Origin of the sequence: Halomonas rhizosphaerae, assembly GCF_030010555.1 — a bacterium.
In the GTDB taxonomy this organism is placed as follows: domain Bacteria; phylum Pseudomonadota; class Gammaproteobacteria; order Pseudomonadales; family Halomonadaceae; genus Halomonas; species Halomonas rhizosphaerae.
This window is the reverse complement of sequence record NZ_JASCQP010000045.1, coordinates 103,866-119,537: the sequence shown is the minus strand read 5'-3', so window position 1 is coordinate 119,537 and position 15,672 is coordinate 103,866. Positions and strand designations below refer to the sequence as shown.

Annotated in this window: 11 protein-coding genes; 6 read left to right on the top strand and 5 right to left on the bottom strand. The window is 68.0% G+C overall.

All coding sequences use genetic code 11. The features are described 5' to 3' along the window. Positions 1-12: 12 nt before the first annotated feature. The 3 genes from ylqF to htpX all read left to right on the top strand — a co-directional run bounded on the left by ylqF (position 13) and on the right by htpX (position 3,305). Positions 13-978, top strand: a complete 966-nt coding sequence (ylqF, locus tag QLQ83_RS18965) for a ribosome biogenesis GTPase YlqF (protein ID WP_282737044.1) — start codon at positions 13-15, stop codon at positions 976-978. Between the two features lie 76 nt (positions 979-1,054). Then, positions 1,055-2,284: a pyridoxal phosphate-dependent aminotransferase gene (locus QLQ83_RS18960; protein ID WP_282737043.1), complete on the top strand. Its 1,230-nt coding sequence runs from the start codon at positions 1,055-1,057 to the stop codon at positions 2,282-2,284. A 121-nt stretch (positions 2,285-2,405) separates the two neighbouring features. Continuing rightward, positions 2,406-3,305 (top strand): protease HtpX, encoded by a 900-nt coding sequence (gene htpX / locus QLQ83_RS18955; protein WP_282737042.1) that lies wholly within the window; start codon positions 2,406-2,408, stop codon positions 3,303-3,305. A 72-nt stretch (positions 3,306-3,377) separates the two neighbouring features. Here the strand turns inward: htpX and pdxB are convergent, their stop codons facing one another. Next, positions 3,378-4,541 carry a 4-phosphoerythronate dehydrogenase PdxB gene (pdxB, locus tag QLQ83_RS18950; RefSeq protein WP_282737041.1) on the bottom strand — a complete coding sequence of 388 codons (1,164 nt, stop codon included), beginning with the start codon at positions 4,539-4,541 and terminating at the stop codon, positions 3,378-3,380. Between the two features lie 116 nt (positions 4,542-4,657). On the opposite strand from pdxB, the gene QLQ83_RS18945 reads away from it, so the two are divergent. Further along, positions 4,658-4,939 (top strand): hypothetical protein, encoded by a 282-nt coding sequence (locus tag QLQ83_RS18945; RefSeq protein ID WP_133635141.1) that lies wholly within the window; start codon positions 4,658-4,660, stop codon positions 4,937-4,939. Positions 4,940-4,963: 24 nt separating this feature from the next. Here QLQ83_RS18945 and QLQ83_RS18940 read toward each other — a convergent pair whose 3' ends face one another. Together QLQ83_RS18940 and rlmKL are read right to left on the bottom strand one after the other, a co-directional pair. Further along, complete coding sequence (locus QLQ83_RS18940) at positions 4,964-5,323, bottom strand: glutaredoxin family protein (protein WP_282737040.1); 360 nt, start codon at positions 5,321-5,323, stop codon at positions 4,964-4,966. Further along, positions 5,320-7,524 (bottom strand): bifunctional 23S rRNA (guanine(2069)-N(7))-methyltransferase RlmK/23S rRNA (guanine(2445)-N(2))-methyltransferase RlmL, encoded by a 2,205-nt coding sequence (rlmKL, locus tag QLQ83_RS18935; RefSeq protein ID WP_282737039.1) that lies wholly within the window; start codon positions 7,522-7,524, stop codon positions 5,320-5,322. The genes QLQ83_RS18940 and rlmKL overlap by 4 nt, the downstream gene beginning before the upstream one ends. A 261-nt stretch (positions 7,525-7,785) precedes the next feature. Between rlmKL and rmf the strand changes: the two genes are divergently transcribed. Further along, positions 7,786-7,992 (top strand): ribosome modulation factor, encoded by a 207-nt coding sequence (gene rmf, locus QLQ83_RS18930; protein ID WP_082042631.1) that lies wholly within the window; start codon positions 7,786-7,788, stop codon positions 7,990-7,992. Between the two features lie 102 nt (positions 7,993-8,094). Here rmf and QLQ83_RS18925 read toward each other — a convergent pair whose 3' ends face one another. Continuing rightward, positions 8,095-9,120, bottom strand: a complete 1,026-nt coding sequence (locus QLQ83_RS18925) for a quinone-dependent dihydroorotate dehydrogenase (RefSeq protein WP_282737038.1) — start codon at positions 9,118-9,120, stop codon at positions 8,095-8,097. 202 nt (positions 9,121-9,322) lie between these two features. On the opposite strand from QLQ83_RS18925, the gene mgtE reads away from it, so the two are divergent. Further along, complete coding sequence (gene mgtE / locus QLQ83_RS18920; protein ID WP_282737037.1) at positions 9,323-10,675, top strand: magnesium transporter; 1,353 nt, start codon at positions 9,323-9,325, stop codon at positions 10,673-10,675. Between the two features lie 85 nt (positions 10,676-10,760). Here mgtE and QLQ83_RS18915 read toward each other — a convergent pair whose 3' ends face one another. Continuing rightward, complete coding sequence (locus tag QLQ83_RS18915; RefSeq protein ID WP_282737036.1) at positions 10,761-15,602, bottom strand: NAD-glutamate dehydrogenase; 4,842 nt, start codon at positions 15,600-15,602, stop codon at positions 10,761-10,763. Positions 15,603-15,672 lie beyond the last annotated feature (70 nt).

Sequence of the window (15,672 nt, the reverse complement as noted above, 5' to 3'; positions counted from 1 at the left end):
AGGAGAGGCTCGATGCTCGGCTGGTACCCGGGACACATGAACAAGGCGCGCCGGCAGATCCTCGAGGCGCTACCGGAGATCGACGTGGTGATCGAGGTCCTCGACGCCCGCCTGCCCTACTCCAGCGCCAACCCCATGCTGGCCGAGCTGACCCGCCACAAGCCGGTGTTGAAGGTCCTCTCGCGGGCCGACCTCGCCGACCCCGAGCGGACCCGCGAGTGGGTCGGCTTCTTCGATGCCCAGGACGACACGCGGGCCCTGGCGGTGACCACCACCCAGGCCCGGGAGCTCAAGCGCATCCCCAAACTGTGCCACGAACTGGCCGGCGAGGTGCGCGCCGACCGCGACGTGCGGGTGATGGTCATGGGCATTCCCAACGTGGGCAAGTCGACCCTGATCAACGGCCTGGCCGGGCGCACCATCGCCAAGACGGGCAACGAGCCGGCGGTGACCAAGCGCCAGCAGAAGGTGCGCATCGGCGGCCGCGTGGCACTGATCGATACCCCCGGGGTGCTGTGGCCCAAGATCGAGGACCAGGCCAGCGCCCACCGCCTGGCCGCCAGCGGCGCCATCCGCGATACCGCCATCGACTACGTGGAGGTCGCGGTGGTCGCCGCCGCAGAACTGGCCAGGCGCTATCCCGAGGCCCTCAAGGCACGCTACAAACTCAAGACCCTGCCCGCGTACGCCCCCCACCCCGAGGCCGGGCAGGTCGAGGCCGATGGCCCGGTGCGGGTCGACCTGCTCGCCCTGGCCGGCTTCGACGGCCATGCGATACTCGCCGAGATCGCCGCCAAGCGCGGCGGGCTGCGCCCCGGTGGCGAGGTCGACCTGCACCGCGGTGCCGAGGTGCTGCTTCACGAGCTGCGGGACGGCAAGCTGGGCCGGTTGACCCTGGAGACGCCGGCGGACATCCCGGCCGAACCCGAACCGGACGCCGCCGACACGGCTGGTAGCGACGGTGCCGAGCCCGCATAATCACCGGCAATCATGCCCCGAGACCACGCCCGCCCCGGCAGAGGCGGCACACCGACATCACTGGATCTCAGCGCCCATGGACACTCCCCCCATCAGGAAATCACACAAGCTCGAGAACGTCTGCTACGACATCCGCGGCCCGGTGCTCGAGCACGCCAAGCGGCTGGAAGAGGAAGGCCAGCGCGTCCTCAAGCTGAATATCGGCAACCCCGCCCCCTTCGGCTTCGAGGCGCCGGAAGAGATCCTCCAAGACGTGATGCGCAACCTGCCCACCGCCCAGGGCTACTGCGACTCCAAGGGGCTCTACTCGGCGCGCAAGGCGATCATGCAGGAGTGCCAACGCAAGGAGATACCCGGCGTCGGCATTGAGGACATCTACATCGGCAACGGCGTCTCCGAGCTGATCGTGATGGCCATGCAGGCGCTGCTCAACGACGGTGACGAGGTGCTGATCCCGGCCCCGGACTACCCGCTGTGGACCGCGGCGGCCAACCTCTCGGGCGGCCATGCCGTGCACTACCTGTGCGACGAGCAGGCCGACTGGGCGCCGGACATGGCCGACATCCGCGCCAAGGTCACCGCCCACACCCGCGCGATCGTGATCATCAACCCCAACAACCCCACCGGGGCCGTCTATCCGCCGGCGGTGGTGCGCGAGCTATTGGAAATCGCCCGGGAACACGACCTGGTGGTGTTCTCCGACGAGATCTACGACAAGATCCTCTACGACGGGGTCGAGCACGTCTCCACCGGGGCGCTGGCCGGCGAGGACCAGCTGGTGGTGACCATGAACGGGCTCTCCAAGAGCTATCGCTGCGCCGGATTCCGCAGCGGCTGGATGATCCTCTCGGGGAACATCGCCAAGCAGCGCGCGGCCGACTTCATCCAGGGGCTGACCATGCTGGCCTCGATGCGCCTGTGTGCCAACGTGCCGGCCCAGCACGCGATCCAGACCGCCCTGGGGGGCTACCAGTCGATCAACGACCTGATCCTGCCCGGCGGCCGCCTGCTTGCCCAGCGCGACATCACCGTCGAGAAGCTTAATGCCATCCCCGGGGTCAGCTGTACCCGGCCCAAGGGAGCCCTCTACGCCTTCCCACGGCTCGACCCCAAGGTGTTCAACATCCGCGACGACCAGCAGCTGGTGCTCGACCTGCTGCTGCAGGAGAAGATTCTGCTGGTGCAGGGCACGGCCTTCAACTGGCCCGACCCCGACCATGTGCGCATCGTCACCCTGCCCTGGGCCGACCAGCTCGAGGACGCCCTGGACCGCTTCGCCCGGTTCCTGTCGCGCTACCGCCAGTAGGCCGGAGCATGCCCCTTCTGCCCGCCGCTTGAAACCCGGCGGGCAAGCGCGTATCTAAGCAACAGCTTGTGCAGGCCGCTGAGAGCGGCAACCCCTTTCCGACGACTGGAGATTTCCGGCAATGATGAGAATCCTGCTCTTCCTGGGCACCAACCTGGCCGTGATCGTGGTGGCGAGCATCACCCTGCGCCTGCTGGGGGTGGAGGGCTACCTGACCGAACAGGGCATGAACTTCAATGCCCTGCTGATCTTCTGCTTCATCTTCGGCATGGCCGGCTCGATGGTCTCGCTGTTCATCTCCAAGTGGATGGCCAAGCGCACCACCGGCACCGTGATCATCGAGTCGCCCTCCAACGCCACCGAGAAGTGGCTGGTGGATACCGTGGCGGAACTGGCCCGTGATGCCGGCATCAAGACCCCCGAGGTGGGCATCTTTCCGGCCCAGCAGTCCAACGCCTTCGCCACCGGCTGGAACAAGGATGACGCCCTGGTGGCGGTCTCCGCCGGCCTGCTCAACCGCATGCGCCCGGAAGAGGTGCGCGCGGTACTGGCCCACGAGATCGGCCACGTGGCCAACGGCGACATGGTCACCCTGGCCCTGATCCAGGGCGTTCTCAACACCTTCGTGATGTTTTTCGCCCGCGTGGTGGCCCAGCTGGTCGACAGTTTTCTGCGTCGCGACGATGGCGGCGGCTTGGGCTTCATGGGCTACTTCGCGGTGGTGATCGTCGCCGAGATCGTCTTCGGGCTGATCGCCTCGGCCATCGTCGCCTGGTTCTCGCGCTTCCGGGAGTACCGCGCGGACAGCGCCGGCGCGCAGCTCGCCGGCAGCGGCGCCATGATCAACGCCCTGGCTCGCCTCAAGGCCGAGACAGAGATGCCCGACCAGATGCCGGATACCATGCGGGCCATGGCCATCACCAAGGGCCAGACGCGCTCGCTGATGGAGAAGCTGTTCGCCAGCCATCCGCCGCTGGATGATCGCATCCGTGCGTTGAAGGAGGCCGCCTACCGGCAGTAAGCCGACCCTTTGCTGATACTCAGCGGGCCCGCCAATTCGGCGGGCCCGCTGTCGTTTATCGCCCCATCGTCGTCAGGTGGTGGCAACCCGGAAGCCCGCGCCGCTCAGCAGCGGCGCGAGATCTTGGGCCCCCTCGCGAAGCTCGATGTCGAGGGTCGCGAGCTCCCGGCGCAGCGGATAGGCCGCCCGGCAGGCATCGAAGCCCTTGGCCATGCCTTGGCGGCGGGCCTCGCGGTGCAGGCTGTCGTGGTCACGTCGCACGTCGTAGACGGCGCGCAGGCATAGGCGCAGCGCCTCCTCGGGGCAGAAGCCGGCGTCCAGGACCAGACGTCTGACCGGGGGCGGGGGCGCGAGGTCCGCCAGCGTCAGTCGCGCCGGCAGGCCGACATGCCGGGCCAGGGCGCGATAGATCCGTTGGGTGCCGCGCAGCTTGCCGTCCAGGCTATAGCCGGCGACATGCGGCGTGGCGATGGCGGCGAGATCCGCCAGGCCGCTGTCGATGGCGGGTTCGTGCTCCCAGACATCGAGCACCGCGGTGACATCGCCCTGCCCCGCCAGCCGCTGCCGCAGTGCCTGGCCATCCACGCAGTCGCCGCGTCCGGCGTTGAGCAGCACGCAGCCCGGGGCCAGGGCCGCGATGCGCTGGGCATCGAGCAGGTGCCATGTCGGATGGGATCCCTCGGTCACCAGCGGGGTATGCAGGCAGATCACGTCGCATTCGTCGATCAGGGTACCCAGGTCCACGAAGCCGGCCAGCCCCTCCCCCTCGGTGACTTCCGCCGCCACGCGGGGCGGATCGCAGGCCAGGCAGTCGATGCCCATGGCCGTGAGACGCTCGAGCAGCCGCCCGCCCACGTTGCCCACGCCAACGATGCCGACGCGGCGCTCGGCCAGCCGCCACCCCTGGCGCTCGGCCAGGGTCGCCAGGCTGCCCAGCACGTAGTCCACCACCGCCTCGGCATTGCAGCCCGGGGCACTGGCAAAGGCGACGCCGCGCTCGGCCAGGGCCCCCTCGTCCACGTGGTCGGTGCCGATGGTGCAGGTCCCGACGAAGCGCAGCCGGGCGGCACGGGCCAGCAGGGCCTCGTCGACGCGGGTGATGGAGCGCACCACCAGGGCGTCGGCTTCCTGAAGCGCGGCGGCATCGATCTCGCGCCCCGGCAGGCGGACCACCTCGCCCAGTGCCCCGAAGCAGGTATCCGCGGCGGGCACGTTGGCGTCGACGACGATTCTCATGGCTGGCTCCCGTCCTGCTGGTGATACGACTTGTTCAGTGTGCCCAAGCCCTTACAATACCGCCATTACCACCCGCGCGCCGCAGACCTGCGGCGCCCGCCACCTCGGGAGCTGCCGTGATCGTCCGCTGGGAAACCGACCATGACTATGTGCTGGTGCATGTCCATCAGGACATGTTCGGCGACTGGATCTTCAGCCGTGCCTGGGGGCAGATCGGCACCCAGTTCGGCGGCCTGAAGCATCGCCTGGCCGATGACCACGACCAGGCGATGATGTGGCTGGCCGACGAGACCACCATCCTGTCCTCGCGGGGCTTTCGCAAGGTGCTGGAGGTGGAGGCCGAGAGCGCCGAGGGACGCGATGCCGTCAGCCAGCTCTCGCTGCTGGACTCGCTGTAGGCGCCGGATGCCGGCCGAGGGCCATCAGCCCAGATAGCGCCGCCCGCCGCGCAGGGTTGCCCCCTTCGCCGCCCTCTTCGTCACCCCGGGCGACGTCTCGCCACTGAGCTGTTGCTGCAGCTGCTGCCAGGCGGTCTCGTCCAGCCAGCCCCGCGACGCCAGCCAGCCGGCCAGACGGTGGGGTTCCATGCCGCGGTCCAGCTCCTTCCCCGCCTCGTCCACCAGGACCGGGATGCGCACCCCATAGCGCGCGACCAGCCCCTCGTCCTCGCTGATCTCGACCCGCTCCAGCCGGTACCGCTCGGCACACAGGCTCGCCAGCACCGCCTCCAGCTGTTCGCAGAGATGACAGCCCAGGGTGGTATAGAGCCTCAGTCGGATCATGCGCCCTCCCGATGGCGAATCAGGAACACATGATGCAGGTCCGGGCGGCGTTGAAAGTCAGGATCGAACGTCTTCGCCGAGATTTCCTCCACCCGGAACTGCTCGGCGAGGTCCGCATCCAGCGTGAAGCGCCGCTGGTTGTTGGAGAACACCAGGGTACCCCCCGGGGCCAGACGGGCCATGGCCAGGCGCACCAGCCGGCCGTGGTCGCGTTGGACGTCTAGGGTATCGGCCATCTTCTTGGAGTTGGAGAAGGTCGGCGGGTCCAGGAAGATCAGGTCGAACTCGCCGCCGGCGGTCTCCAGCCAGCGCAGGCAGTCGTCGCGCACCACCCGATGGCGCCCCGGGTCGAGCCGGTTGAGGGCGAAGTTGTCCCGGGCCCACTCCAGGTAGGTGTTGGAGAGGTCGACGCTGACGCTCTCGCTGGCCCCGCCGGCCGTCTCCGTGCCCTCTTTCTGCGACCCGAGGGCGGCCTGGACCGTGGCGGCCCCGGTATAGCAGAAGAGGTTGAGGAAACGCTTGCCGGAGGCCATCTCGCCGAGCAGGCGTCGCACCGGGCGATTGTCGAGGAAGAGGCCGGTGTCCAGGTAGTCGCGCAGGTTGACCCACAGCCTCGCCCGGCCCTCGCGCACCTCGAAGCGCTCACCGCTGGCCGCCTGCTTGCGGTACTGCGCCTTACCGCTCTGCCGCTCGCGGCGCTTGACCACGACCTTCCCGGCATCGACGCCGAGCACGTCGGGGATCACCCCCAGCGCCTCGTGCAGCCGCTTCTGGGCCTGGGCGACATCGACGGACCTGGGCGGCGCATACTCCTGGACGTGCACCCGGTCGCCGTAGAGGTCGATGGCCAGGGCGTACTCGGGCATGTCGGCATCATAGAGCCGGTAGCAGCTCTCGCCGCTCTTCTTGAGCCACTTCTTCAGCCGCCGGCGGTTCTTCTCCAGGCGGTTGGCGAACATCTGCGCCCCCTCGGAGCGCACGGGGGCGGCCTCCCCGGACGGCGACTCCTCCGCCTCGGGAATCGCCATCAGCAGCAGCTTGGCCTCCAGGGGGCCGTTGCGCAGCGAGTACTGCTTGCGGGCGCGCAGCCCGATGCGATGCCCGAGGTCCGGGTTGGCGGTGAAGACCGCCAGCTGCCAGCCGGGGAAGGCCACCCTGACCCGCTCGCCGAGCTGGCCGTAGAGGCGCACCAGTTCGGGAAGCTCGCCGAGGCGCTCGCCGTAGGGGGGATTGGTCATAACCAGTCCGCGGGGCGAGTCGGGCAGCCCCTCGGGGCGCGCGAGCCCGGTCAGCGAGCCCCCCTCGAGCTCGATCAGCGCCGGCACGCCGGCGCGCATGGCGTTGGCCTTTGCCGCGGCCAGCGCCGGGGGACTCTCGTCGAAGCCATAAAGCCGCGAGCGGCAGCGCTTTCGCCCGATGCTGGCCCGTGCCTCGGCCTCGCGCTTGAGCTCCCGCCAGCAGCGCTCGTCGTGGCCGGCCCAGCCGTGGAAGCCGAAGCGCTCCCGGGCCAGGCCCGGGGCGATATCGGCGGCCATCAGGGCGGCCTCGATCAGCAGGGTGCCGGCACCGCACAGCGGGTCGACCAGCGGTGCCCCCTCCCGGGCCATCGCCGGCCAGCCGGCGCGCACCAGCAGGGCGGCGGCCAGGTTCTCCTTGAGCGGCGCATGGCCCACGTCGCGGCGATAGCCACGGCGGTGGAGGCTGTCGCCCGAGAGGTCCACGCCCAGGGTCAGCCGCCCACGGTGCAGGTGGGCATAGAGGCGCAGGTCCGGCTGCCGGGTATCGACGTCGGGCCGCGGCCGGCCCTCGGCGTGGAGGCGGTCCACCACCCCGTCCTTGACGGTCTGGGCACCGAAGCGGGTGTGGCGGATCGCCTCGGCGCGGCCGTGGAAGTCCACCGCCAGGGTCGCGCCCGGTGCGAGGTGGTCCCGCCAGTCGATGGCCGCGGTGGCGGCACGCAGCGCCTCGGGGGCCTCGACGCCCTCCTCCTGTGCCAGGCAGAGCACCAGCCGGTTGGCCAGCCGCGACCAGAGGCAGATGCGGTAGGCGCTCTCGAGGCTCGCGCGCAGGTGGACCCCGGCCACCGTGGTCTTGCCGGGCACGGCACCCAGGGCGGCCAGCTCGTCGGCCAGCAGCAGCTCGATGCCCCGCGGGCAGGTGGCCAGAAGATCCAGTGAATCAGGGGAGTGCAGTTCAGTCATGACATATCCATCGGCGTGGCGCCTGGCCGGAGTGAAGGCGTGACGGGCAGGTGAACGCCTTGTTACAAATCATCGGTCGACAATCGTCGTCATCCTGGGCTATCAATGACTGAGTAGCTACTGAATGACGCATGCGTTCTGTCAGCGGGCCTCGAGTCGTCGTGCAGCACGGAGTTGCCGCAGAGACCGATGTCGCCCGGGCAACATGAATCCGGTCTCGAGGCCGGGTTCTCGTCGGTACCTTCATCAAGAGGTAGTCCAATGAAACGACAGAAACGTGATCGCTTCCAGCGTGCCTATGTTCATGGGTACAAGGCGGGACTCTCAGGTCGTTCCCGCGATGACTGTCCAAGTCAGGATATCAATCTACGCGAGTACTGGATGAGCGGTTGGCGTGAAGGTCGTGGGGATCAATGGTCCGGCATGACGGGAGTCTCCGGCATTCACAAGAACCCCATGGTGATGTGACCCCCGCATTCACCGGGTCATCAGCCCATCGTCAGAGGTGTTGACGAACATATCAAGCCCATGGCCGTGCCATGGGCTTTTTAGTGGCCGCCCGCCGGGCCCTCACTGCCCGGCGAAACGGGCCTGCAGCGCCCGGGCACACTCCCCCACCAGCGCCGGCCCACGATAGATGAAGCCGGAATAGAGTTGCACCAGGTCGGCGCCGGCCGCCACCTTGGCCAGCGCCGCCTCGCCGCTGTCGATGCCGCCCACGCCGATGATCGGCATGCCGGGGAGGCGACGGCGCAGCTCGCGGATCACCGTGTTCGACGGCTCGAACACCGGCCGCCCGGAGAGCCCCCCCTGCTCGTCGGCATGCTCGAGCCCCGCTACCGCCTCGCGGAAGACCGTGGTGTTGGTGGCGATCACCGCGTCGATGGCGTTGTCCTCGAGGGTGCGAGCCACCAGGCCGACCTCCTCGGGGTTCATGTCCGGGGCGATCTTCACCGCCAGGGGGACGCGGCGACCGGCATCACGATCAAGCCGGGTCCCCTCCTCGCGCAGCGCACCGAGCAGCGCATTCAGATGCTCGCCGAACTGCAGGTTGCGCAGCCCCGGGGTATTGGGGGAGGAGATGTTCACCGTGATGTAGTGCGCATGGCCGTGCACCTTGCGCAGGCAGGTCAGGTAATCGTCCACCGCCTGCTCCACCGGCGTGGTGAGGTTCTTGCCGATGTTGATGCCGATCACCCCGTCGTAGCGGCTCGCCTGCACACGGGCTACCAGGTGATCCACCCCGGCGTTGTTGAAGCCCATGCGGTTGATGATGGCGCCGGCCTCTGGCAGGCGGAACAGCCGCGGCCGGGGATTACCGTCCTGGGCCAGGGGCGTCACGGTGCCCACCTCGACGAAGCCGAAGCCAAGTGCGCCCAGGGCATCGAGATGCTCGGCGTTCTTGTCCAGCCCGGCGGCCAGGCCCACCCGGTTGGGAAAGCGCAGCCCCATCAGCTCCACCGGGTCCTCGACCCGCCCGCCGCCGAGTCGCCCCGCCAGGCCCAGGCGACCGGCCAGGTCGAGCCCCTTCAAGGCGACCCCGTGGGCGGTCTCGGCGTCCAGGCGAAACAGCAGCGAGCGGGCGAGTGAATACATGGCGACTCCGGACAAGGGTGGTAGACGGGGCGGCAGAGTATAGCAGTGCCGCGGACGGGAAACGACGCCGTCACGTTGCCATGCGGCCGCCGCCGCGGGGTCCCGCGCCGGCACCGTCAAGGGCCGTTCTGTGGTCTACTGTGGGCAACGTCGTTGCGATCACGGCCGGATGGGCCGTGCAGCCGAAGCCAGGGAGACCCATATGGCCGATACCACCGAAACCCTCGAGGACCGCCTCTCGCGCATTCACCGGGCGCTGGGCGACGAGCGGCTCGATGCCGTCGACGACGTCCTGGCCGACCTGGAGCCCGCGGAGGTCGCCCTGCTGCTGGAGTCGCTGCCGCCGGCGGCGCGCATCAAGCTGTGGGAACGGGTACCGGGCGAGGTCGACGGTGAGGTCCTGCTTCACGTGCACGACGAGGTGCGCAGCACCCTGCTCGATGACATGGACCATGCCGAGATCGTGGCCGCCACTTCCGGCCTCGACACCACGGACCTCGCCGAGATCTTCGAAGACCTGCCCCAGCAGGTGGCCGAGGACATGCTGCGCTCGATGGACGAGCTGCAGCGCAGCCGGCTGCAGGAGACCCTCTCCTTCGAGGAGGACAGCGCCGGTCGCCTGATGCGCACCGACACCATCGCCGTGCGCGCCGACGTCAGCCTGGAGACGGTCAAGCGCTTCCTTCGCTGGAAGGAGACGGTGCCCGACAACACCCATGCGCTGATGGTGGTCGACCGCAATGGCTTCTTCGTGGGGGTGCTGCCGCTGGCCCGCCTGGTCGCCAACGACCCCGAGATGGCCGTCGCCGACCTGATGGACCAGGAGGTGGACAGCATCCAGGTGACCATGCATTCCCGTGAGGTGGCCACCCTCTTCCAGACCCACGACCTGGCCTCCGCGCCGGTGGTCGACGAGGACGGCCTGCTGCTCGGGCGCATCGTCATCGACGACATCGTCGACGTGATCCGCGAGAACTCCGAGCAGGCGCTGATGAACATGGCCGGCCTGGACGAGGAGGAGGACCTCTTCGCGCCGGTGATGCCCAGCGCCAAGCGACGCGCCGTGTGGCTCGGCATCAATCTGGTCACCGCCTTCCTGGCCGCCTGGGTGATCGGCCGCTTCGAGGATGCCCTGGACAAGATCGTGGCGCTGGCGGTGCTGATGCCCATCGTCGCCAGCATGGGCGGCATCGCCGGCAGCCAGACCCTGACCCTGGCGATCCGCGGCCTGGCCCTGGGCCAGATCAGCCGCACCAACAGCAGCTGGCTGCTGCGCAAGGAGATCGGCATCGCCGCCCTTAACGGCGTGCTCTGGTCGCTGGTGGTGGCCGTGCTCGCGGTGCTCTGGTTCGGCAGCATCGCCATCGGCGTCATCATCGCCGCCGCCCTGGTGATCAACATGCTGGCCGCCGGCATAGCCGGCATCGTGATCCCGCTGATGCTCAAGCGCGCGGGCATCGATCCCGCCCTCTCGGGGTCGGTGATCCTGACCACGGTGACCGACGTGGTGGGCTTCATGGCCTTCCTGGGACTGGCCACGCTGTTCCTGCTATGACCGCTGTCTCACCCAAGCCACCATAAACACGATCCCCCGCCGATGGCGGGGGATCGTGTTTACGGCCATGTGCACGGCGGATCGGTCAGGTCTCGCGATTGCTCTCGGCCAGGTCGACCAGCTCACGCACGGCCACCGCGAAGAGCGGGAAACCGCCATGGCTGCCGCTGCTCACCTCCTCGAGCAGGCGGCACCAGCGCCGGTGCATGCCCTGGTGGAGCGAGAGCCATTGCTCCACCCGCTCCACGGCGTCGCGCGGGCCGCCTTCCATGCCCAGCACGCTGGTGGTCAGCGCCAGCTGCTGGCGATCGATGTCATCGCGGAAGGTCTCGCGGGCCTGGGCCTGCCAGCTGTCGCGCACCTTGAGATCGGTGATCTGCTGGATCATCCACGGCAGTTCCAGGCGATCGCCGATCTCGTAGTACACTTCGGCGACACGCTGGGGCTTCTCGTTGGTCTGGCGGGCCGCCTGGATGATGCCGAGTGCCGCGTAGAGGCTACCGGCGGCTGCCACGGTAGAGGCCAGGGCCTCCGGCACGCCGGCCTCCGTGAGCTCGTTGCGGCGGGACTCCCAGGCCTCGTGCTCCTCGCCGCGCAGGCGCTTGCCGATGTTCTCCTGCAGCTGAGCCAGCCGCGGGGCGAAGAAGTCGATGGCATCCCGCGTGCTCATGCCGGTACGGTTGCGCAGGAACCAGCGGGTGGCACGACGCAGCATGCGCATTAGGTCGAGCATCATGGCGTACTGCACCGCGCTCGGCACCCGGTTGTCCAGCGCCTCGATCTGCTCCCACAGGCGCGGCAACTGGAAGCTGTCGCGCGCCACCACATAGGAGCGGGCGATGGTGGCACGGTCGGCGCCGGTGGAGTCGATCAGCCGGCGCACGAAGACGATGCCCATGTGGTCGACTAGGTCGTTGGCCACCTGGGTGGCGACGATCTCGCGCTTCAGGCGGTGGTCGTACATCTCCTCCTTGTAGCGCTCGACCAGCACCCCGGGAAAGATCCGCTCGACGAACTTGACGATGGTCGGGTCGTCGGGCACGTCCGAGACGATCAGGTCGCCCTTGAGCACGCTCTTGGCGTAGGAAATCAGCACCGAAAGCTCCGGCAGCAACATCCCCTGCTCGTTGGCGGCGCGCTCCTTGAGCACCTCGTCGTCGGGCAGGAACTCCAGCTCGCGGTCGATCTGGCCGGCGGCCTCCAGCTCACTGATGAAGCGCCGGAAGGGCCCGATGCCCTGCCGGGAGAGGAGCTCGGCGAGATCCAGCGCCTGGGTCTGGCGATAGTTGTCCAGCAGCACCAGGTCCGAGACCTCGCCGGTCATGTCGGCGAGCAGCTGGTTGCGCTGCTTCTCGGTCATGTCGCCACGCTTGACTACCTCGTCGATGAGGATCTTGATGTTGACCTCATGGTCGGAGCAGTTGACCCCGCCGGCATTGTCAATGAAGTCGGTGGTGACCCGTACGCCCTGGGCGGCCGCTTCCATGCGCCCGCGCTGGGTGAGGCCGAGGTTGCCGCCCTCGCCGATGACGCGACACTGCAGCTCGCGGCCATCGATGCGCAGGCCGTCGTTGGCCTTGTCCCCCACCTGGGCGTCGGTCTCCTCACTGCTCTTGACGTAGGTGCCGATGCCGCCGTTCCACAGCAGGTCGACCCGTGACTTGAGCATGGCGCGGATCAGCTCGTTAGGGGCGAGCTTGTCCTCCTTTATGCCGAACAGCGCCTTCATCTGCTTGGAGATGGGGACGGTCTTGGCCGAGCGCTTGAACACCCCGCCGCCCTCGGAGATCAGCTCGGCGTTGTAGTCCTCCCAGCTGGAGCGCGGCAGGGCGAACAGACGCTGGCGCTCGGCGAAGCTCGCCGCCACGTCCGGGGTCGGGTCGACGAAGATATGCAGGTGGTTGAAGGCTCCCACCAGGCGGATCCTGTCGGAGAGCAGCATGCCGTTGCCGAAAACGTCGCCCGCCATGTCACCGATGCCGAGCACCGTGAACTCGTCCTGCTGGGTGTTCAGCCCCAGGCCGCGGAAGTGGCGCTTGACCGATTCCCAGGCGCCCTTGGCGGTGATGCCCATCTTCTTGTGGTCGTAGCCGTTGGCCCCGCCCGAGGCGAAGGCATCGCCCAGCCAGTGGCCGTACTCGGCCGAGATCTCGTTGGCGATGTCGGAGAAGGTCGCGGTGCCCTTGTCGGCGGCCACCACCAGGTAGGCGTCGTCGTCGTCGTGGCGCACCACATCCCGAGGCGGCACGATCTCGCCCCCCACGCGGTTGTCAGTGACGTCGAGCAGGGCGCGGATGAAGGTCTTGTAGCAGGCAATGCCCTCCTGCTGGATGGCGTCGCGGTCCCCGCCCTCGGGAAGGCGCTTGCAGATGAAGCCGCCCTTGGCACCCACCGGCACGATCACCGCGTTCTTGACCTGCTGCGCCTTGACCAGGCCGAGCACCTCGGTACGGAAGTCCTCGAAGCGGTCGGACCAGCGCAACCCGCCCCGCGCGACCTTGCCACCGCGCAGGTGCACCCCTTCCAGGCGCGGCGAGCAGACGAAGATCTCGTAGGCCGGCCGCGGCTTGGGCATGCCGGTGACCCGGGAAGGCTCCATCTTGAAGGACATGTAGTCCTTGTGACGGCCATCGTCACTCTTCTGGTAGTAGTTGGTGCGCTGGGTTGCCTGGATCAGCTCCATGAAGCGGCGCAGCAGCTGGTCATCGTTGAGGCTGGCGACATCGTCGAGCAGACGGATGATGCGTGTCGTGCAGGCCTCGATCTCGCCTTCCGGCGGACGTTCGGCCGGATCGAAGCGCAGCTCGAAGAGCGTCACCAACTCGCGAGTGATCTCCGGATGGTTGACCAGGGTGGTGGCCATGTAGCCCTGGGAGACACCAAAGCGGATCTGCTTGAGGTAGCGGGCATAGCCCCGCAGCATGGCCACCTCGCGCCAGTCCAGGTTGGCGCCGATGATCAGCCGGTTGAAGGGGTCGTTGTCGGCGTCCCCGTTCCAGATACGCTGGAAGGCCTCGACGAAAGGCCCGCGCATCTCCTGCAGGTTTACCTCGGTACTGGTGTGGTGCTCCAGGTCGAAGTCGTGGATCCAGTAGCTGGCATCCCGCGCCTCCAGCTCGTAGGGGCGCTCGCCGATCACCCTGAGACCCAGGTTCTCCATCATTGGCAACACGTCGGAGAGCGGGATGGGCTGGTCACGGTGGAACAGCTTGAGGTTGACCCCGCTGCCCTCCTCCTCGACCAGTCGGTAGAGGGAGAGCGCCAGCGGACAGCCATCATCCAGTTCGCTGATGTGCTGCAGATCGTAGACCGCGGTGCGTGCAGAGAAGTCGTCGCGATAGCTGGCGGGGAAGGCATCGCGGAAGCGGTCCATCAGCAGGTTGGCCTGCTCCTCGCCGAACCCCTCGATGGCGGCGCCCTGGAGGTCGTCGCGCCAGTTGCGGGCCAGCGTCGCCAGCTTGGCTTCCAGCCGCCGCAGGTCGTAGTCCGCCGGCTGATCCCCCGTGAAGCGCAGGATGAACTGGATGCGGGCCAGCACCGACTCAGAGAGGTAGGTGTTGAAGTCGCCGAAGGTGGCGTCGAGCTCCTCGCAGAGCATGTCCTGGATGCGCAGACGCAGCTCGGTGGAGAAGACGTCGCGCGGCACGAAGGCCAGGCAGGAGTAGAACTTGCCGGAGCGGTCCTCGCGGATGAACAGCCGCACCCGACGCCGCTCGCGCATGTCGAGGATGCCCAGGGCCGTCTGGGTCAGCTCGTCGGTATCGATCTGGAAGAGATCATCGCGGGGATAGACCTCGAGGATATGCAGCAGGTGCTTGCCGTTGTGGCCCTTGGGATTGAAGCCGGACTTGTCCATCACCGTCTTGATCTTGCGGCGCAGGATCGGCACGTTGCGCGGCGACTCGTTGTAGACGGTGGCGGTGTAAAGACCGAGGAAGCGCCGCTCGCCGATGACCCGCCCCTGGTCATCATAGCGGTCGATCGAGATGTAGTCGGGATAGGTCGGGCGATGGATGCGCGCATGGTGGGCGCTCTTGGCGAACGAGAGCAGTTGGGGGACCAGCACGTAGTGGTCCCCCTCGACACCCTGGTCGGTGCGGATACGCTCCTGGTAACGGGGCTGGTCGAGGCGGAACACGCCCAGCTTGCTCTCGTCGACCCGATCGAGGCGCTGCCGCCCCTCGGCTTCGTGGACGACATACTCGTCGTAACCCAGGAAGGTGAAGTTGTCATGCAGCAGCCACTCGAGGAAGGTGATGGCCTCCTCATGGTCGGCGGCATCGATCTGCTCCGGGCGCGAGGCCTTGAGCTCGGCGACGGCCGCCCGGGCCTGCTCGCGCATCGGCTCGAAGTCGGCCACCGCGGTGCGCACGTCGCGCAGCACCTCCTGCAGGCTCGCCTCGATGTCCTCGAGCAGCGTCGGGTCCGAATGGCGGTCGACCTCGATGGCGATCAGCGATTCCCGGCCCTGCGGGGCGTCGGCCTGCCGCGTCGGGGTGACCCGCATGAGCCGGTGCTGGCCATCGCGCTCCGTCGCCAGCACCGCATTGTGGATGGCATGGACGGTCATGCCGCGTCGGTTGAGCTCGATGCGTACCGAGTCGACCAGGAAGGGCATGTCCTCATGGAGCACGGCGATGAAGGTGTGGGTGGACTGCCAGCCATGCTGCTCGAAGTCGGGATTGAACACCCGCACCTTGGGGTCGGCAGGATCGAACTGCTGCAGGAAGTGCCACACGGAGAGGGTGGCGCCATAGATGTCGTCGAGACGGCGGTCGGCCAGGTCATCGAGCGGTACCGTGGCATAGAAGTGGCGGGCGAAGGCCCCGACCTGGGCGGCCTTGTCCTCGTCCAGACGGCCTTGCAGCCGCTCCTCGAGTTGCTTGAGCAGATCCTGGCGGGTCTCCTCGTGTGCGACGTGTTGCATCCATCACCTCGGCTGCCTGCGGCCGCCGAAGGCGGCCGGGAGAACTTGACGTGGCGGCCTCCTGGCCGCA